Consider the following 18,307-nt stretch of genomic DNA (forward strand, 5'->3'; position numbering starts at 1 on the left):
ATGACAACACAACAAAAGATCATCAAAAACAAGTTAGGCGTACTTGAATTAGCGCAACATTTAGGAAATGTATCCAAAGCTTGTAAAGTAATGGGCTATTCCCGAGACAGTTTTTATCGATTCAAAGAATTATATGAGCAAGGAGGTGAATTAGCATTACAGGAAATCTCCAGAAGAAAGCCAGTATTAAAGAATCGTGTAGATGAAGTTATTGAAAAGGCTGTTGTTGATATAGCCATTGAAAACCCTGCTTTGGGGCAGCTTAGAGTAAGTAATGAACTTAAAAAGAAAGGTTTCATTGTATCACCAGGCGGAGTCAGAAGTATTTGGTTAAGACATGATCTGCATACGTTTAAACTAAGATTAAAAGCCCTGGAAGCCAAATCCGCTCAAGATGGTATAGTCCTTACTGAATCTCAACTTTCAGCATTAGAAAGAGCTAAGGAAGAGAAAAAAGCTCATGGAGAAATTGAAACTCATCATCCTGGATATTTAGGAGCTCAAGACACTTATTACGTAGGCAATATCAAAGGAGTTGGACATATTTATCAGCAAACTTTTATTGACACATATTCTAAAGTAGTATTTGCAAAGCTATATGACCGTAAAAACGCTCTTATTGCCGCTGACATGCTTAATGATCTGGTAGTTCCTTTCTTTGAGCAGCAGGAACTTCGTTTACTCAGAATTTTAACAGACAGAGGAACGGAATACTGTGGAATAAGAGAACAGCATGAATACCAGCTTTATTTAGCCATTGAAGATATTGATCATACGAAGACCAAGGCCAAAAGTCCTCAGACCAACGGAATTTGTGAACGTTTTCACAGGACGATACAGGACGAGTTTTATGCCATAGCTTTCAGAAAGAAAATTTACAGAAGCATTGAAGAACTGCAATTAGACCTAAACAGTTGGTTGTCCTATTACAACAATGAAAGAACGCATACAGGAAAACATTGTTACGGTAAAACGCCGATGCAGACGTTTTTGGATAGTAAATCTATTGCAAAAGAGAAATTATTGGAAACTCTTGCAGAGGAACAAAAAATCCTTACTTTTGGAAGTAAGGACAATATTGGATAACTGACAATTATTTTTAACCCCTAACTGTCAGATAAAGTCGTGGCTATTACATTTTAACCCATCATTATATCCCATATTATATCCTTCTATCGGGCTGCGATGTCTGACAGCACTAGCTTGACTTTGGTCTAATTCATTTAATCTGGGATTATTTGGCAATCCTGCTTTAGCATCATTAAAGCCTTGATCATATGCACATCCTGCACATTTCCACCTTTCTGGTTCTCCAAAAAATTCTTCGCTAAATTTTAAATTTTTAAACTTAGGATCTTTTCGATGAGATTTTTTACACCAAGCCATAAAATGTTTTTATAAAAGTAGTAAAAAAATAGAAATTTAAAAGAATAAATTTTCTCATTGCGCATAAATCGGCTACGCCTACTCATGTATGTTGAGGAGAATTATAAATTCTCTCAACATACATTCGGAGAAATTTGTGTTTTTAGACAGTTCAAAAGGCAGTCTATTTTTATATTTGTATGAAAGAGGGGAATAATATATTTCTTTACAAACCCTCAAATTAAAAATTATTCAATATTCATAAGGGTTTTAGCGTTGAGTTTATAAAATATGGGATAATGTAAGAAATGCTAATAAATTAGAAATATGAACATACCAGGTTTACAATATATTCTTAAAGCAGTTATCGGTATTGTATGCTTTTCTTTTTTAAGCATGAATATTCTATTTGTAGCAGCACCTGTTCTCAAATTTTTTGTTCCCGAGAACAGTTTATATTCCCCTTTCAGGATGTTTACAGATATTCCTTTATGGATTTGCTTTATATCTTCCGTATTCGGTCTTTCGTTTTGGCATATTACTTATAAAATGGGAAACTTCCAAAATTTTATTACCGGACTTATCTATGTGGGAATGATGACTGCTTTATTTTCCTTTATCGCAGGATTCATTGCAGAAATATTAAAGCCTTTTGTCGGTTATTTCGGACTGCTTATTTATCTGATTCCTATTCTCGTCTCTGGGTTCTACCTTGTGCGAGACTTCCGGAAGCCGAAGCAGAAAAAACCTGAAGCGCAGAAATTTTCAGATAAAAAAGATGATGAAAGCCTGAATTTCAATACAAAATCCGGAATCATACAATTAGCAAATCCGTACAGGGGTATTTATATTCAGGGCGGTGCAGGATCAGGAAAGAGCGGAAGTATTTTTGAACCGATCATTAAACAGGTTGCAGAACAGGGCTACACCGGAATACTGTATGATTTTAAAAGTCCGGAGCTTACGGATAAGGTAAGGGGAAGCTACTACGGAAAGGCAGTATCATTCCGGAACGTGGATTTTAAGAATCCACACCAAAGCGACAGGATTAACCCGATAGCACCGCATTATTTAACAAAAAGCGTGATCGCTATTGAGTATTCTCAGGCACTTGTAAACAATCTCATTCCGGAAAGCATAAAGAAGTCGGATTTTTGGAGCAACAATACAAAAATGATAATTGCAGGGGTGATCTGGTGGCTGAAAGAGGAACATCCGGAATATTGCACAATCCCCCATGCGATCAGCTTACTACTGCATACCAATATAAAATCATTATTGGAGAAGATATCGCAGAACTACGAAGCCGGAGGAATGGTTGCATCACTCCGGCAGTCGGTAGAGAATGAAGCGCAAAACCAAGTAGCCGGAATCCTTTCGACCATTCAAACCGCAGTCGCACAGCTCAACACAAAGGACGTATTTTGGATATTGTCTAAAAATGATGTTGATCTGAACCTGAATAACCCTGAAAATCCTACGTTCCTGTGCTTAGGGAATGACAGCACTTTGCCACAGGTTTACGCCCCTATTATATCCCTTATTATCAGCGTAGGAATGCGACAGATGAACAAACCAAGACAGCAGAAAAGTGTCGTTCTACTGGATGAAGCTCCTACGATCTACATTCCGAACATAGAACAGATACCGGCAACGGCACGAAGCAATAAAATAGCGACTATTTTCGGGGTTCAGGATTTTAGCCAGTTAGTAGATAACTACGGAGAGGATAAGGCGCAAATCATTATTTCTAATTTGGGAAATCAGTTTTTCGGCAGGGTAACCAACGGCAGAACCGCAGAAATGGTAGGAAAATTATTTTCCAAAGAAGACCGAACGTATATCAACAAGAACACCGGAACAGGAACAAGCGGACAGCTCGTCCACACCCAGAGCAACCAAAGCTCCGGAAAGAGTGAGAGCATTCAGGAACGTGACCGAGTAAAAGTGAGCGATCTTATTAACCTGAACACAGGGGAGTTCTACGGCATCATAGCTGAAGGACAGCCGAAAGAGTTTTTTAAAACACAGTTTTTAGAAGATCATGCAGAAAGCAGGGAGAACGACAAAAGAGCTGTAACCGACAAGGAAATGCAGGAAAATTATTACAGGATCATTGAGGAAGCCAAAGCGATTGTAAGCTAAATTTTGCTGATGATCGTACAGGTGTCGCCATCGTAAAAAATCCACTCCTGACCGTTATCATCGGTAAAATGAATCTCTTTATTATCCGGATAATAAAGCCCTACGAATCTTTCTCCTATCTGAATAGTAGAGCCCTGTTCTAATTCCTGTTCAATTTTTAAAACCTCGAAAATAACATGATATTCAGTCATTATACATTTAATAAATTTTCATCAAACCAAATATCTTCATAACCTTTGCTATCTACTAAAAAACGATTTCCTGCCGGAAGTCCTAAATATGGTATAACAAAAGAAGCATTCTCCAATAAATGATAAGCGTGTGACGGTTGAAAAAAATTAATATCATCAGGGTTAAAATCTTCTCCAGACCATATATACCAACCATTTAAAGTTTCTGTTCGAGGGTGTCTTAATCCGTTTATTTGAACATTAGGATTAAAATTTTTACCCAATGCAAATAGTGTATCTAATTCAACTAAATCTGAAATTTGAGAATATTTCATGCAAATCTTTAGTTGTTTTTCCAAGTAACCTCTATTGTTCATCACAGATACTAAAAAAGATTTTTATCATAATTAAATTTTTCCCCGAAAGTGACTGTTTTATTCTCTAAAACATAAGGGTAAACGAATTTATATCTATGTTCTGGAGATAAAATAAACTCAACTATTAAAACATCTTTCCCCTCATATTTTCCGTCCAGACCAATAGCACAAATCCTTACATCTTCATCTTTCAGATTGTCATAAAATCCTTTTAATAAAAGCTCATACATTTCTTTTGAATCAGTAGTTTCTGAATAAGCTCCGATATAGGTTAAATCTCCGTTTGCTCGTATATATGTGCCATACGGAGCAAATTCTCCATTCTCAATTAGAAATAATTCAGCCTGTTCCTTTATGGCTTCAAGTAGTTTTTCAGCAGTATTCATTTAATTTTCGACCAGATTTAAAACTTTCCAATCTCCGTTTTTAGATCGCCATACCATAATTTATTGAATGTGAAATTTCCGTTTTGATAGATAACTTTTTCTTCAATTAATCGCTGATCCTGTTTTTCTTCTACAAGAGTAAAACACCTTTCTATGTTTTCGAAATTTGGAAATTCGTTTGACTGAAAAGTTTCAATCAAAGATGATTTTAATGCTTCTGATATTTTATTTTTTATCTCTGTGGTAATAATTGCGCCTCTTTCCTCCAGTAAATTTTTAGCTTCCATTTCAAAATCTTTACAAGAAATGACACCTTTTAAATCGTTATTTGAATAATAATTTTCAATTTTAATAATTGCACCCTCCGGAGTTGATGAATCTGGCTTAAAAAAATCATTTCCATCGTCAATTTTTACTCCGAAATCAATATCAAAATTATTTTTTGCTTCATCATCAAGAGTATCTCTGTAATGACGAATAGTATAGCCACCGATTAACCTTCCATTCTCAATAATCATCCAATCAATAACATTATTTATTAGAATTTTTTGAGAATTGCCATTTTCTGCTAAGTTGCCTAAATAATAAATTTCTTCAATTTTCACATTCTCTAACCATACATAAACGCCTTCACTATTTTTAAATTTAACAGAATTATATTCTGAAAATCCACTTTTAATCAAGTCGTTAAAATACCATAAAGTATTTTTAGCTTTGTATATATTGTATTGGTAAATATTGTTTTCTTCTATTTTGCACTATTGTTCATAAAATAGGCGGTATGATTTTTTTCTAAATATTCATTATTCAACAAGATTTAAGACTTCCTCCATTTAATTAAATTTTTTCATTGGCGGTGGAGGTAATTGTTTTTGTGGCAGATAATTATCTATTTCATTTTGCCTTAAAATATCATTTCTTATCGCTTCAAAATCAATTTTAAATCCTGATGTTATTGCTGTTTCGTCTTGTTTGTATATTTTTTCAGTCAGCAAATTCATGATTTCGCTAAATTCAGAACTCATGAAAGGCTGAATAAAACACAGTTTTTCATCCTTATTTTTAACTTTGAAATTCATGTAATTTCTGCTTCCTGCATAATAACTGTTATTTTCTAACTGCTTTTTTTCTACAAAATTTTGCAATTTTTTGGAAGATAATTTATTTACTTTTTCAATCTCTTCTTTAGTGAGTTGATATTTATAAAAAACGGTATCATTATATCTTTTTAAGTAAACTCTTAATACTCCATTTTTATCTAATGTCGAATAGGAAGATATTGAGACAGTATTGTTTTCAATATCATAAACAACAAATTTAAAATTAGATAATTTGATTTTTTGAGAATTTATTGTAACACTTAATATAAATAAAATGCTTAGGATTGAAGCACCAATAAATAATAATTTCTTCATTTCTATAATTTATTTTGATGTTTGAATAATAAATCTATCTGTAAAATTTTCTATAAAAAGATGATAAAATTGATTTATAGTTATTTTCTTATTATTAAGAAATACATGCAAAATATCTCTTAATAAAGTATCACTTTCATTGGTTTGATCAAAAAGTTTTTTTACGTTGTTAAGTTTAATTATATTAAAAATAGACAAAATTATTGCGTCAGAAATATATTTATTACTACAATTAGGATATTCAACTAATAATGCTGAAATTGTTTTTATTCCTGCTCCTTTAACACCTAATGCTCGTATAATTCCTTCTTTATTTTTATGATGATAAGGGTACGAAAGATGATTTGTTAAACTTTCAATAGCTTCGGGATATGATTTTTTAGTATTAACTAAATCCCAAATGTTAGTAATAATTAAACCTTTAGATTTAATTTCTTCTAATAATTTTTCAGTTTCTTTTCTCAATTCTATTTCAAATTGTTCTCTCGCATATTCCATTTCCTCCACTTCTAATGAAGTTTTTGGGTTCTTATTTAAAAGAGAAATAAATCTATCTTCCCAATATGTATTCATAATAATAAATTATTGTGGTATAGTTTTATGAATTATCTGACCAGTTTCAATAGCTTTTTTTAAAGGTCCGGTCATTGTAGTAGTAGGACGTGTATGTAAAATCATTTGTCTGCCTGTTTGCTGAGAATAATTTAAGTAGTCACGCAATTGTCTTGTAAAACTCTGAGTCTTCACATTTTTGACTTCTTCTAAGGTTGTTGCAGTTAGACGGTCTGGAAATCTCATTTTTCCGCCTATTTGAATGCCTGTTTTTGCTTCAGTAATTCCAACCGAAGCTTCCCCTGCAGCTCCCAAACTTCGAGCATTTGCCATAGCGTCTACAGTTCCGACAGTTGCTTTTGAGAATAAACCTCTTGCTACATTAAAAGTTCCTCCTGTTAATAAGCCCATTGCAGCTCCCTGAACCAAAGGATTTTCTGCAACAAGCATTTGAATTTCTGTTTTTCCTCGTGAATCAGGAATTGCACTTATTGTCGCACCATTAGGGTCTCCAAAAGTAGCCAAGCTCATGCCTGGCGCAAGATCACCCGCTTGAATCAAAGGATCTAAATTATTCATTACTCCCAATCCACCTAATAATGAATTGTTTTGTGCCTTATTATTATCAAATAATGCAGTCGTAGTGCCATCATAGGCAGTATATGTTCCTGATTTTCCTAAATAAGTTTCATTAGCTCCTGCTGTAGCCTGACTTGTGGCGTCGTTATTCCAATAAACCTGATTAGTCTGTCTATTATGCACCCAATCAAATGGAGCTCTACCATCTGGATCAATATTTTTAATAGGATTATTAAGAGCAAAATTGTAAGGCGTCCAGCTTGAAAATTCTTCACTCAGAGGATCGGGAGAGAACCAACGTCCTGCCGTATCAAGATACGGCTGTGCATCCGGATCAGTCAGGTCAATTTCCCTGAACTCAACAATATCTCTCGTTTTTCTATTAAAACGGACAGAACCGATACTAATAATGCTATCAATATCGTGAACCTCCAAATATTTTCCTTTGCTTAAAGTCGCAATTTTAGGATAAAAACCATATTTTTTGAAAGGGTTAGCCAGTTCAATATTTTTTCTTCTTCTTTCGGCTTCCTGTGGAGTGAGTGAATCTCTGGATTTCAGAACTTCACTCATATATGGGCGTGATCTTTCTTCCTTAGTCAGCTTTACAGGATTAATATAAGGCTTCTCAGGCTTTTGAGAAGTCTTGTTTTTTACCTGAGCATGGGAAAATCCTATAAGTAGGAAAAAGATAAAGTAAAATAATTTTTCATGATTGTGGTTATTTGCTAAAGTTATTTAATAATTTTTATTCTCATATTTATTTCTCTCCGTTTTTAAAGATACAAGCCATTCCAGATACATTTCTTCGGGCATCTGCCTGTAACCAAGATCATAAATGTGTCCGTATTCTTTTTTCATAAGTTCCATTAGCTCCTGAGCTTTTGGATCTTTCTGAGCAATCTTAATATTTTCCGGAACATCTTTGCTCAAGTTCATTTTAAACATAATATTTTCAAACTGTTTTTTGTGTGTTTCCGCCCTTAAAATAAGAGCCTTAGCAAAATTGGGATAAACTTCTACTGCCCTGTTTAGAGCTTTTAAAACAAACTCTCCATTGTTTTGGGGATAGCTTCTATTATATGCCTGAGCGAGATCAAAAAGACATAAAGCAAGGCTTTCCTTGTTATTAAGTGCTTTCATAAACACTCCGTTTTTAATGGCATCCAAATGAATATACCCCGAAGCCATCAGCCAACCGTCTTCCGGAAAAATACCACTTGTAAGCTCGGTATTAAACCAACCGATAGATTTAATCTGATGTTTGATATATACATGATTGGGAGCTAATGAGAGATTGGCATCTACGCCCAATTCCTCTGCTAAAATTTTGTATAGATACGGCATAGATTACCTTTATGGGTTTAATTTAGATACAAACAGGTTAGGGAGGTCGTTATGCCCGAAAACATCTGTAAAATCATTCAAAAGGCTTGTACTGAATAACTGTATCTTTTACCGCAACCGGAAGAGAACGGCACATAATAGAGTAAACCGCAGAATATTTGCTAACTTTTTCCTTGTCGGCTTCTTTGTATTCCAAATCCCTGCTTTTTAAAATACTCTGTGCAAAACTCTTTAAAAATTTAATTTCTTTATGAGTGCCGTAGTATCGAGTTTTCCCTGATAATAGGCTTCTTCAACGCTGAAAACAGCATCTTTAAAGCTGTATTTCTGCCTGTCTTCGAGCATATTGTCAATGATCTGATAGGAATCATTATAAAATTGGTTGCTCTGAGCTTTGGCAGTTCCTAAGCTCAGAAGCAAAATAAATATTGTGAATGGTAATAAATTTTTCATAGATATTAATTCATTATGTTTTAAGATAAAATAGTCTTCGTCTCTCTTCCTCTTCTTTCTTTTTCTTTTCCTCAATCCGTCTTTTTTCTTCCTGCGCTTTTTTCAGTTCCTCCTGTTTTTTTCTTTGCTTTTCAGCATTCATTTGCTTTATTCTTTCTGCAATTTCTTCGCTCTGCTGTCTGTTGGCTTCCCTTCCCATGTTGCCGAGCCATTCCGAATAGGCAGAGCTTGACATGAATTTGAATCCTAAATTATTAATCCTGTCAAACTGTGCTTTTGTTTCCTGAAGAAGTTCCACCGCTTTAGGGAAATAGTGTATATTTTGAAGTTCTCCGGATTTTCTGCGTTTTTAATTCCTAAATTATCGGTAACGTGCTTAAATCTTGCCTGTTGATACATGGATTTAAGCAGATTGGCGTACATATTATTCGGGGAGTATTCCAGAGATTTATCTAATGTTTTTCCTACAAATTCATCCATTCCGTATTTATGAATGTAGCCGTTCGCCAGATCAGCATAAAACTGTGACATGAGTTCTTTTTTACTCAGATTGTTCATGTACAAGTTATTCTGCAAGGCTTCTGAGCCGATATATCCGGACTCCAAAATCATAGAATTGGTTGTAAAAATTCCGTTCGTCAGCTCGATGTTCTGCCACTGATCCTCACTATCTAAAAATTTAATATAGGTGTGGTTCGGGGCAGTAGCGAGAGAAGCCTGTGCGCCCATTTGCTCAGCGATCATCAGATACAACAAGGGCATTGAGTGACATTGCCCCTTTCCTGTTTTCATGAGCTTTGTAGTAAACATTTTAGTCCAGTCTTTCGCTCCGAAATAATCGTCAAAATCATATTTATAATTTTTAGAAAAGTGCTTAAACAGGGCAATGTTTTTCATTGTGTTGTCTTCAGTATCGAGCTTGTCAGCTCTCATTTTCTGAAGTACCTGCTTTGCAGTCTGTTGTATTCCGGCTTTAAACTGCTTAAAATTTTGTTTACCACCATAAAAAGCATTCTACGATAAAATTAGCTTCAGTCGTAGAGTAACTCTCGGAATCAAGAACAGAAAGTTTATCAAAGGCATCATAATAGGCTTTTGTTCCTGCCTTTTCTGAAAGTGAGGGCAGATTATATCCTGAATCTTCCAACGCCTTTACTCTGCTATAAAATACAGCTCTTTCGGCTTCTGCCTGTTCCTGTTCAAACCGCCTTATATCTTCCTGCGCCCTTTTTACGTCCTGTTGATATGCTTGTGGGCCTTTACTCTGCTATAAAATACAGCTCTTTCGGCTTCTGCCTGTTCCTGTTCAAACCGCCTTATATCTTCCTGCGCCCTTTTTACGTCCTGTTGATATGCTTGTGGGTTCTTGCATTACTATTGTAGTTCTGGGGAACTGAGGGAGCTGTACTGTTCCTTTTGGGATTAGAAAAGGTCTGATTTGAATAATTCTGAAAAGTGGAGGGTTGGGATTTTCCATAGTTGGAAACTTAGGAATCTGAGCGAATCCCAAAGGGCTTAAACAGAGGAACAAGTATTGATAATAAATTTTTTCATTGTGTGAATTGTGGTTTTGGCGACAATTATAAATAAAAATATCTATTCCGAAATAGGTAAAAACACGGTTTTTTTGAGTTATACATTTGCGTGTAAAGCTATACCGGAACAACGACAAATCGTGTCGTAATTTTAAATTATTCATAGTCGGATTAATTTGTAGGCACAAAAAAAGCGTGGAGCTATGTCTACTGTTCCGGAGGTACTGGCATACCCAAACAACAAATAAACAAGCCCACGCCGGAGCGTGAGCATTGCATATTCTTGTTGTTTTATTGAAACTTGCCAGTTTTCCAGAACAAGAAAGCTAATGCTTAATTTTTTACCGTAAATGTTATTAGTGCGAATTTAAGAAAGATAAATTAAATATCCATCCAGTGAAATTTTTCAGCCGTCACTTCCTCAGACTGCTCGTTTTTTCAAAACGCTTGTCATTCGTTGCTCCTTAGTTCAAAATTTCTCCGGCTGTAAAAAAGTATGCGCAAAAAAGGGTCAAAAAAATGGTGAATATTTTAATGTAACAGAACTTTTTAAAAGGTGGTGATACCTTTCGGAACAGACGATATCAGCAAAATTTATCTTTATCTCACAACCATGATCCAAATGCGTCACAACTTTATTACAAATCATATAATATACTTGCAAAACCTTTATTCATGGTGTTTGTGGAGAAATGCAAAAACTTGTCCTTTCGGGAGAACTGAAGATTTTTTCTATTTGTTCCGGAAGAAATTAAGCAAACCGGCAAAGGCTTTAATGGGAGGTTATATTTGATGACAGACTTTTAAGAGGGGCAAACCCTGAGTAATGAATTTAAAAAAATTATCATTAAAAATGATTTTTGAGAAAAACTAAATATTTATAATAGAGAAATGATTGATAAAATTTTAAACCAAAATAGTATGTTAGAAATTATCTTAGCGATCCTCATTGTAGGAATTTAGTTCTATTCGGAATAGGACTGTTCAGAAAGAAAAAATTTAAAGGGTATCTTAAAATTTTTAATCTGTTTGAAGGAGGGTTTGAATCTGAAGATTAATTTTTTCGGGTTAAGGTGGGAAAAATCCCACCTTTCACCCTCTTATTTAAAATATTTTTCGTCAATAGCAGAATTGATAAGATTTTTAAGACTGATATTTTTTTCTGCTGAGATTATTTTAAGAGCTTTTAATCTTTCTGCTGGAATATGCAGAGAGAAAAGAACCTCGTTTTTCTTCTCCTTGATTGGAACAACTTTTTGAACCGGAGTTTTAATTTGATTTTCTTTTGCTTTGCCTATAAGTGCGGTAAAATCTTGCTTTGCCATTTTATATAAATATATAATTATATAATTATTTAATTATTGATTGCGATTGTCAAAACTTCTTTTGTCAGAGCATCAATTTGTTTTTGTGCCTTATTATTATCTTCCACTCCATTAATTAAAACAGATCGAGAGAACGCCACCAGATCAGAGATCATGTTTTTAGAAACTTTGACATTGTAATCACTTAACTGATCTTTTATTTCTTCGGTTAAAGTTGTATTTGGCTTAACCATATTGAAGACGATAAGAGCTTTATTTTCGTTTCCTGAATGTTCAATGATATCAATAGTGCTTTTGATTGCCAAAAGGTCTAAAACTCCTGCTTTTGTAGGAATAATAATAACATCTGCAAGATCGCACAGTTCAGTAAGTTTGTTAGACAAATATGGAGGTGTATCAATAAAAACAAAATCAAAATCTGAACTCTGGATTTCTTTAATTTTTCTTCAGGAAAAATAGGAACTTCGGACAAATCCCGAACCTGATATAAAGAACCCTGTGCATCTAAATCAATAATGCAGACTTTTGCATTTTCTTTAAGATTTACAGCAAGATTAAATGATAATGTCGATTTTCCTACTCCTCCTTTTTGATGTGTAGTCAATATAATTTTAGCCATATATAAATATATAATTACACAAATATATAAATATATAATTAATTCTTAACAGGTAAAATCCCCTTTTTCTGATATACACCTACCAAGTACCCGACAGAATTTTCAATTTCAGTTTTCTCTGTCTGATCTTTTCGTTCAGCTCTGTAATTAAGATGTCAAAATCCTTTTCTTTTTCTTTTCCGGCAATGAGTTCCGCCTGTTCTTGATTAAGTCCATAAGTAATTAATTTTGATATAAATTTTTTGAACATTTAAAGGCTTTTCAAAATCAATTTCCAATTGCTTAAACTTTTGAGAATTTATATGCAGAGTGATCCAGTAAAATTCCCGACCTCTTTTTTTAAGTTCATAATCTAATTCAATATCGGTATTCTCAGAAATTTGTTTTCTGGCGATATCAAGAACTTTGATTTTAAAGTCGCTTATTCTTTCAAAACTGCTCATTCCCTTTTTTGTCGATCAATCCAAGCATTTGCTTTAGTTCTTGAATTTTCAAAACGCTTTGTTCCAACGCTCCGCCATTGTCGAGCAATAGCATATAATCTTTAGCATACTTTGAAGAGCAGTTTAATACAGATTTTAACTGCAAGGCTGTGAAATTATTTTTCAGATCAAAGAAGTAAGGTTTAGCACTTTCATTGATTTTTATATTAAAAGAACCTGTTCCCTTCATGTAATCGACATTCAAATAACCAAAGTTGGCGATATCTTTCAGGAGTTTCAATTTCAAATAATCTGCTACCTATTTCTGCTGTTGCATCTCTTAGTTGCTTATAGTTCCATTTACGTCCTGTTATTTCCTCAATATCGTGTGTATGAATGGTGTACTCTAATTTATCTTTTTCAAGGCAGGAAAGTACCATAAAAAGAATATCGAGCATACAGGCAGAATAATCATATCTTCCTGATGTTATTACATTATGTTGATAAACCAGTTTATCTGAAGAATTAGAATCAATTAATTCCATGAATATAATTTTTGAAAAACAAAGATAAAAATAAAAACGACATTTAAAAACATCAGTCATATATTAGTATCGTAAAAACTTATAAAAAGTCGTTTTTAGCTTATAAAAGGTCGTTCTAAAACTTATAAAAGGTCGTTTTTAACTTATAAAGGTCGTTTTTAACTTATAAAAGGTCGTTTTTTAAACTTGCAAAACATTTATTAGTTAGTTATAGAGACTTAAAATAACAAAGTAAAAAAGTAGTAAATATTTTAAAAAATACGTTTGTTCAAAGGAATTTTATTTGATCTATTGGAGCGAAAACTTTTAGGTCATTTTGTCATGTGCAGGGTGGAAGAAAAACAAAAGAAAGAAAAACCAGTTTTTATAAGTCGGCTTGGGCGCGCGGTTGTTATGTTATGCATAATAATTGATGATAAATTCTATTATTAAGGGGTAAATTGGTGAGCTGTCCGGCTCTCTGATCAGGGCGATATCGCTTCCGGAATGTTGTTGATTTTTTCCTTCAGCTTTATCTCTTTGGACTTTATTTTTTTGCTGAATGTTTGGAGTGTGTGTTTTCGGTTCTGGGCGGTGAGCTGATCTGAAGTATTACTTTTTTTAAGTCATTTTCTGAGTGGGTAGAGCTGGGCGATTTTCCGGAAGTGGAGGGAGCTGTACCTATAAAAAATGCGTCTGTGTTGCGTGGTAACGCAGAAATGTGTAAATTAGTGGTAAAAAATATGTATATAGTAAGGGCAAGTAGTACTTTTGACGTCAAAAATCTACTTCGTTATAGATTTTCGCCAAAAAGGACAACTTGCTTTTCTCTATCGTCGAAAAGGAAAAGCAGAACGCTTTAAGGATTGATGTCCATAGTAAAAAAGGTAGTTAAAATGAGACTTTTTAATAGTCGAAAAAAAAAAGGAGAAAAAATAAAAGCTCTCTTATTAAGAGAGCTTAAGGATACAATATAATATGAATCCTATAAAATTATTTCGAGAGACTAATATACAAAAACCGTCAATTATGGAAGATAAAATACAGAAGACTGGGAAGCATTATTCGCAGAAGGATTTGAGAAAGTCGATAGACAAAACCAATATCGAGAACGAGGAAAGCTCGGAGGTCGCCCGAAACTCAACGCCCCAAAATCGGAACGCTTGGCACTTCGTTTTACGGTACAGGAAATGAAAAAGCTCAAAGAAAGATCGGATCAAAAAAAGCTGAAGCTCACGGATTACAGCAGATTATACTGCTTGATAAGGAACTTCCGGACTATGAAAAAAACATCATGCTGACGGAATATGCAACGAATTTCCGGAGAATAGGAAATTATATGAAGAAAGAAATTTTCACGCCTGAAGAAAGAGCCGGACTGCTCAGGGAGATCGAAGAAGCAATCAAAGGAATCAAAACACAAATCAAATGGTAATATCTGCCTCTACAAGAAATGTAAGTTCCCGATCTATCCAATACCAACAGAGCGACAAGGAGCAGAGTGTTGAAATCTGCCGTAACGGGCTATCCGGAGAAAAGCCGAAAGAGCTTTATTCTGAGTTTAAGGAAATTGCTGATCTGAACACCAGAACGGAGAATAAATACGTTACTGCGGTGATCTCGCCCCCGAAAGAATACAGTAAGGATTTAAGTCTGGAGGAATGGGGAAAACTGGCAGAAGACTATTTAAAAAAGGAGGGAATAGGTAAGAACAATCAATATTTAGTGCATTTGCACCAAAGTACGGACGATAAACACCTGCATATTATCGCTAACCGTATCGATTATCACGGTAAAAATCAGGTCACGAGCCATCATATTGGAGAAAGAGCATCCAAACATGCTGAAGTATTATCGAAAGAGAGAGATTGGAAAACAGTAAAAGAGATCACCGGAGAGAAGAAAGCGGAAATCAAAAACGTACTTCTTCAGGAAAAAGGGCAAAGCCGGAGCTTGCAGGATCTTATTTCGAGAATGGACAGGCGAGGATATATCATGCAGATCAGCGAGAACGCCAAAGGCTTAAACGGGGCAAGGATCATCCCGAAAGCCGACATTAATATAAATCCTTCAGCATTGGAAAAGATCACCAAACAGGGGTTTAAATTAAGCGATATCGACCCGAAATTAAAGATCAGGGACATTGCACTGGATATCATGAAAAGTGTATCTAAAGATATATCGAGAGACATGGGAATGTCGTTATAAAAAAAAAATATTACCATTATGGATGAAAACAGCAATCAGAATCCGTCAAAGTTTGACCCAATAGCCGTTGTAGATGATTTAAAAAAGGCTACTACGGCTCTGCAAAAAGAAACTCAAAACCTAAACTCCGGAATCTCCGGAATAGATGAAAAGCTGAAGATAGCAGAACTCCTTATTGATCATAAACTAAAAATCTTAACAGAAAGTATTTCGGATATCCAAATTGGAGTATCACCTGAAGATCTGAAGAAACTTGAAGCATACAAAGACTATTTCAAGCATTATAAACTTTCCTGTATATTTCTCTGTTCGTGATGCTATCCGGTTGGGGATTAGGTATTTTCGGGGCATATTCCGGCATCAAATGGTATAAAGAAAGTGTAAGGACAAAACAGGAGATCAGGGGCGAAGTTCTTCAGGAAATTGAAAACTCCGGAAAAGCTATTGTAGAGAAAGCAAAGTGGGATGGTTATGTAGAACAGTCGCAGGTTCTACGAGCATGGCAGAAGTCGAACCCGAAAGACAGCGAATCATTAGAAATCTATTACAAAGGCTATCAGGATTTTAAAAAAGGAAAGAAATAAGTTGTTTTTTCCGACTATTAAAGGATTTCAAAAAGGCGAGGAATAAATCAATTGAATTAAACAAAAACATTAATTTCGCAAATGAAATTAGTACGAGAAAAATGGCAAAAAATAATATCTTAGTAGCACCATTCTTAAAATGGGTAGGAGGAAAAAGACAAATTATGCCTTCGATCGTTAATTTATTACCTAAAAATATTAAAGAATTACAATATGTAGAACCATTTATTGGTGGTGGAGCAGTTCTCTTTCATTTACAGCCAAAAAAGCAATTATAAATGATTTTAACGAAGAATTGATAAATGTTTATAGAGTAATAAAAGAAAACTTATTTGAGCTGATAGAAGATTTAAAAAAACATCAAAATACTGCCGATTATTTTTATGAAATAAGAGGTTTAGATAGAGTAGATGAATTTAATGATTTAACGTATGTAGAAAGAGCATCCAGAGTTATTTTTTGAATAAGACATGCTTTAATGGTCTTTATAGAGTAAATAATGCAGGAGAATTTAATGCTCCGTTTGGACGTTATAAAAACCCCAATATTTTAAATGAACCTACTTTAAAAGCAGTAAGCAAATATCTTAATTCTAATAATATACTTTTAAGAACAGGCGATTATAATGAGACTTTACAAATTATAGATAATGATTCTTTTGTATATTTAGATCCTCCTTACCATCCAATCTCATTGAGTTCAAATTTTACAGGATATGTTCAAGGAGGTTGGAGTGATTTAGATCAGATTAGATTACGAGAAGCATGTGATGAACTTCATAACAGAGGAATTAAATTCTTGCTTTCTAATTCTGTAGCACCATTAATACTTAATGAATATAAAGACTATAATATTACAACAGTAAAAGCAAATCGGGCGATAAATTCAAATGGTTCTGCTCGTGGTGAGGTAGACGAGGTTTTAATTAGAAATTATGAATAAATCAAAAATGATTTAGCTTGGGAGAAAATTTTCGAGAAATATCAAATCCTTGATAAAGTTCAAGATAATGGGCATACTTTAATCAATTCAACCAATATCAACGAATTTAGAGAGGCTCGTTTAATGACTAAGTTTGATCATAAGTCACAATTGCCAAAGCTTTTTTCAGATAATAATTTATCTATCCTTCCGACATCCAGAGGAGGGTATGTAATTGGAGCTTTTGATACATTTAAAAACTTTAATATAGATGATGTTGAAGTTACACGAATTGAATTTCCAACATTTTTAGAGAGTTTGGATTATAGGTTCATAACAAGTGAATCTACGGCTATAAATTGTGCATTTGTAACAAAAATACTTCATGATTTTTTAGAAGAAGATAATCTATTACCTACTGTTAGTGGACGAATGAGTTCTTCTGCCTTTAATTTTAAAATAAACACTCTCAATAATTTATTTAATGTTACTGTAGGAAATTCACAGATAGAAATTGACGGTGGTTATGAAGGTGATAACTCACTAAGTTTGATTGAAGCAAAAAATTATATCTCAGATGATTTTTTAATTCGCCAATTATATTATCCTTATAGACTTTGGAACAACAAAATAAGTAAACGAGTTAAACCTATATTTTTAACTTATACTAATGGCATATTTCATCTTCGAGAATATGAGTTTACAGATGTTGAGCATTATAATTCTATTATATTGGTTAAGCAAAAAAAATATGTAGTTCAGGAAGGAACTTTTAATATTGAAATAATTCAAGAAATTTTAAATAGTATAGTAACAGTTGAAGAGCCAAAGATACCTTTTCCTCAAGCCAATAGTTTTGAAAGGGTAATTAATCTTTGTGAATTACTTATACAAAAAGAATTTATAACTAAAGAAGAGATTACATCTAATTATGATTTTGATGCACGACAAACCGATTATTATATAAATGCAGGCAAGTATTTGGGAGTCTTACAAATTGGAAGAGATCCTGTAACAAACCAAATAGGATGTTATTTAACAAATAAAGGGAAACAAATTTTTAATGTTAATATAGTAGACAGACAAAAGGAATTTGTTAAAATAATAGTCGCTCATTCAGCCTTTAAAAAGACTTTAGAATTATACTTTGAGCTTGGAGAAATGCCGAGTAAAAATGAAATTATATATATCATGAAAAGTTCTAATTTATATAATGTTGATTCAGATTCTACGTACTTTAGAAGGGCATCAACTATAATAGGCTGGATAAATTGGATAATGAAACAGATTGAAGAGTAAACTAAGGTTTTAACTGAATTAGTCAATACTTAATCTGACAGTTATAATCAAATTGAATAACTTTAAAACAGATTAAGTATT

The 18,307-nt window shown here is 33.7% G+C and carries 30 protein-coding genes and 1 pseudogene; 9 read left to right on the top strand and 22 right to left on the bottom strand.

Annotated features, from left to right (window positions below):
• The gene (locus FDY99_RS22770) at window positions 1-1,086 is read left to right on the top strand and encodes an IS481 family transposase (protein ID WP_139423958.1); all 1,086 of its coding nucleotides are present in this window, start codon (window positions 1-3) and stop codon (window positions 1,084-1,086) included.
• A gap of 27 nt (window positions 1,087-1,113) precedes the next feature.
• Here the strand turns inward: FDY99_RS22770 and FDY99_RS22775 are convergent, their stop codons facing one another.
• A complete protein-coding gene (locus FDY99_RS22775) occupies window positions 1,114-1,386 on the bottom strand; it encodes a hypothetical protein (RefSeq protein WP_139423959.1) in 273 nt (90 codons plus the stop codon).
• Between the two features lie 306 nt (window positions 1,387-1,692).
• On the opposite strand from FDY99_RS22775, the gene FDY99_RS22780 reads away from it, so the two are divergent.
• On the top strand, window positions 1,693-3,510 hold the full coding sequence (locus FDY99_RS22780; protein ID WP_139423960.1) for a type IV secretion system DNA-binding domain-containing protein: 1,818 nt from the start codon (window positions 1,693-1,695) through the stop codon (window positions 3,508-3,510).
• Here FDY99_RS22780 and FDY99_RS22785 read toward each other — a convergent pair.
• From FDY99_RS22785 to FDY99_RS23585, 21 genes are all read right to left on the bottom strand, one after another.
• A complete protein-coding gene (locus tag FDY99_RS22785) occupies window positions 3,507-3,701 on the bottom strand; it encodes a hypothetical protein (protein WP_139423961.1) in 195 nt (64 codons plus the stop codon). The genes FDY99_RS22780 and FDY99_RS22785 overlap by 4 nt on opposite strands.
• Window positions 3,701-4,039: an immunity protein Imm33 domain-containing protein gene (locus FDY99_RS22790; protein ID WP_228448987.1), complete on the bottom strand. Its 339-nt coding sequence runs from the start codon at window positions 4,037-4,039 to the stop codon at window positions 3,701-3,703. The genes FDY99_RS22785 and FDY99_RS22790 overlap by 1 nt, the downstream gene beginning before the upstream one ends.
• A 26-nt stretch (window positions 4,040-4,065) precedes the next feature.
• Window positions 4,066-4,443 (bottom strand): hypothetical protein, encoded by a 378-nt coding sequence (locus FDY99_RS22795; RefSeq protein ID WP_139423962.1) that lies wholly within the window; start codon window positions 4,441-4,443, stop codon window positions 4,066-4,068.
• Window positions 4,444-4,460: 17 nt separating this feature from the next.
• A complete protein-coding gene (locus FDY99_RS22800; RefSeq protein ID WP_228448989.1) occupies window positions 4,461-5,126 on the bottom strand; it encodes a DUF2314 domain-containing protein in 666 nt (221 codons plus the stop codon).
• A 150-nt stretch (window positions 5,127-5,276) separates the two neighbouring features.
• Window positions 5,277-5,858 (bottom strand): hypothetical protein, encoded by a 582-nt coding sequence (locus FDY99_RS22805; RefSeq protein ID WP_139423964.1) that lies wholly within the window; start codon window positions 5,856-5,858, stop codon window positions 5,277-5,279.
• 9 nt (window positions 5,859-5,867) lie between these two features.
• Window positions 5,868-6,431: a hypothetical protein gene (locus tag FDY99_RS22810; protein ID WP_139423965.1), complete on the bottom strand. Its 564-nt coding sequence runs from the start codon at window positions 6,429-6,431 to the stop codon at window positions 5,868-5,870.
• A 9-nt stretch (window positions 6,432-6,440) separates the two neighbouring features.
• Window positions 6,441-7,562, bottom strand: a complete 1,122-nt coding sequence (locus FDY99_RS22815; protein ID WP_139423966.1) for a putative toxin — start codon at window positions 7,560-7,562, stop codon at window positions 6,441-6,443.
• A 165-nt stretch (window positions 7,563-7,727) separates the two neighbouring features.
• On the bottom strand, window positions 7,728-8,336 hold the full coding sequence (locus FDY99_RS23505; protein WP_228448991.1) for a hypothetical protein: 609 nt from the start codon (window positions 8,334-8,336) through the stop codon (window positions 7,728-7,730).
• A 73-nt stretch (window positions 8,337-8,409) separates the two neighbouring features.
• Window positions 8,410-8,532 (bottom strand): hypothetical protein, encoded by a 123-nt coding sequence (locus FDY99_RS23570; RefSeq protein ID WP_262711434.1) that lies wholly within the window; start codon window positions 8,530-8,532, stop codon window positions 8,410-8,412.
• A gap of 35 nt (window positions 8,533-8,567) precedes the next feature.
• Window positions 8,568-8,789, bottom strand: a complete 222-nt coding sequence (locus FDY99_RS23510; RefSeq protein ID WP_228448993.1) for a hypothetical protein — start codon at window positions 8,787-8,789, stop codon at window positions 8,568-8,570.
• Between the two features lie 13 nt (window positions 8,790-8,802).
• Window positions 8,803-9,024 carry a hypothetical protein gene (locus FDY99_RS22825; protein WP_162304208.1) on the bottom strand — a complete coding sequence of 74 codons (222 nt, stop codon included), beginning with the start codon at window positions 9,022-9,024 and terminating at the stop codon, window positions 8,803-8,805.
• An 11-nt stretch (window positions 9,025-9,035) separates the two neighbouring features.
• Window positions 9,036-9,755: a hypothetical protein gene (locus tag FDY99_RS22830; RefSeq protein ID WP_394344557.1), complete on the bottom strand. Its 720-nt coding sequence runs from the start codon at window positions 9,753-9,755 to the stop codon at window positions 9,036-9,038.
• A gap of 28 nt (window positions 9,756-9,783) precedes the next feature.
• Entirely contained in the window at window positions 9,784-9,936 is a 153-nt protein-coding gene (locus tag FDY99_RS23115) for a hypothetical protein (protein WP_162304209.1), read from the bottom strand.
• Window positions 9,937-10,095: 159 nt separating this feature from the next.
• Complete coding sequence (locus tag FDY99_RS23120) at window positions 10,096-10,266, bottom strand: hypothetical protein (protein WP_162304210.1); 171 nt, start codon at window positions 10,264-10,266, stop codon at window positions 10,096-10,098.
• 1,158 nt (window positions 10,267-11,424) lie between these two features.
• A complete protein-coding gene (locus tag FDY99_RS22835) occupies window positions 11,425-11,649 on the bottom strand; it encodes a hypothetical protein (protein WP_139423969.1) in 225 nt (74 codons plus the stop codon).
• Between the two features lie 29 nt (window positions 11,650-11,678).
• Window positions 11,679-12,032, bottom strand: a complete 354-nt coding sequence (locus FDY99_RS23515; RefSeq protein ID WP_228448995.1) for a P-loop NTPase family protein — start codon at window positions 12,030-12,032, stop codon at window positions 11,679-11,681.
• Window positions 11,960-12,268 carry a ParA family protein gene (locus FDY99_RS23520; protein ID WP_228448997.1) on the bottom strand — a complete coding sequence of 103 codons (309 nt, stop codon included), beginning with the start codon at window positions 12,266-12,268 and terminating at the stop codon, window positions 11,960-11,962. The genes FDY99_RS23515 and FDY99_RS23520 overlap by 73 nt, the downstream gene beginning before the upstream one ends.
• Before the next feature lie 79 nt (window positions 12,269-12,347).
• Window positions 12,348-12,518: a hypothetical protein gene (locus FDY99_RS23525; RefSeq protein ID WP_228448999.1), complete on the bottom strand. Its 171-nt coding sequence runs from the start codon at window positions 12,516-12,518 to the stop codon at window positions 12,348-12,350.
• On the bottom strand, window positions 12,475-12,711 hold the full coding sequence (locus FDY99_RS23575) for a RepB family plasmid replication initiator protein (protein ID WP_262711435.1): 237 nt from the start codon (window positions 12,709-12,711) through the stop codon (window positions 12,475-12,477). The genes FDY99_RS23525 and FDY99_RS23575 overlap by 44 nt, the downstream gene beginning before the upstream one ends.
• A complete protein-coding gene (locus tag FDY99_RS23580; protein ID WP_262711436.1) occupies window positions 12,698-12,940 on the bottom strand; it encodes a replication initiation protein in 243 nt (80 codons plus the stop codon). The genes FDY99_RS23575 and FDY99_RS23580 overlap by 14 nt, the downstream gene beginning before the upstream one ends.
• Window positions 12,918-13,235 carry a replication initiation protein gene (locus tag FDY99_RS23585; RefSeq protein WP_262711437.1) on the bottom strand — a complete coding sequence of 106 codons (318 nt, stop codon included), beginning with the start codon at window positions 13,233-13,235 and terminating at the stop codon, window positions 12,918-12,920. Before FDY99_RS23585 ends, FDY99_RS23580 begins: the two co-directional genes overlap by 23 nt.
• 1,273 nt (window positions 13,236-14,508) lie before the next feature.
• On the opposite strand from FDY99_RS23585, the gene FDY99_RS23125 reads away from it, so the two are divergent.
• From FDY99_RS23125 to FDY99_RS22870, 7 genes and pseudogenes are all read left to right on the top strand, one after another.
• A complete protein-coding gene (locus FDY99_RS23125) occupies window positions 14,509-14,649 on the top strand; it encodes a hypothetical protein (RefSeq protein WP_162304211.1) in 141 nt (46 codons plus the stop codon).
• Entirely contained in the window at window positions 14,643-15,422 is a 780-nt protein-coding gene (locus FDY99_RS22850; protein ID WP_139423970.1) for a relaxase/mobilization nuclease domain-containing protein, read from the top strand. Before FDY99_RS23125 ends, FDY99_RS22850 begins: the two co-directional genes overlap by 7 nt.
• Window positions 15,423-15,440: 18 nt before the next feature.
• Window positions 15,441-15,737 (top strand): hypothetical protein, encoded by a 297-nt coding sequence (locus tag FDY99_RS22855; protein WP_139423971.1) that lies wholly within the window; start codon window positions 15,441-15,443, stop codon window positions 15,735-15,737.
• The gene (locus FDY99_RS22860; RefSeq protein ID WP_139423972.1) at window positions 15,734-16,006 is read left to right on the top strand and encodes a hypothetical protein; all 273 of its coding nucleotides are present in this window, start codon (window positions 15,734-15,736) and stop codon (window positions 16,004-16,006) included. The genes FDY99_RS22855 and FDY99_RS22860 overlap by 4 nt, the downstream gene beginning before the upstream one ends.
• A gap of 101 nt (window positions 16,007-16,107) precedes the next feature.
• Entirely contained in the window at window positions 16,108-16,284 is a 177-nt protein-coding gene (locus FDY99_RS23750) for a DNA adenine methylase (protein ID WP_394344556.1), read from the top strand.
• A 17-nt stretch (window positions 16,285-16,301) separates the two neighbouring features.
• Window positions 16,302-16,948 (top strand): annotated as a pseudogene (locus FDY99_RS22865) (DNA adenine methylase).
• A complete protein-coding gene (locus FDY99_RS22870; protein ID WP_139423973.1) occupies window positions 16,949-18,226 on the top strand; it encodes a type II restriction enzyme in 1,278 nt (425 codons plus the stop codon).
• Window positions 18,227-18,307 lie beyond the last annotated feature (81 nt).

Source organism: Chryseobacterium mulctrae, assembly GCF_006175945.1.
GTDB classification, from domain to species: domain Bacteria; phylum Bacteroidota; class Bacteroidia; order Flavobacteriales; family Weeksellaceae; genus Chryseobacterium; species Chryseobacterium mulctrae.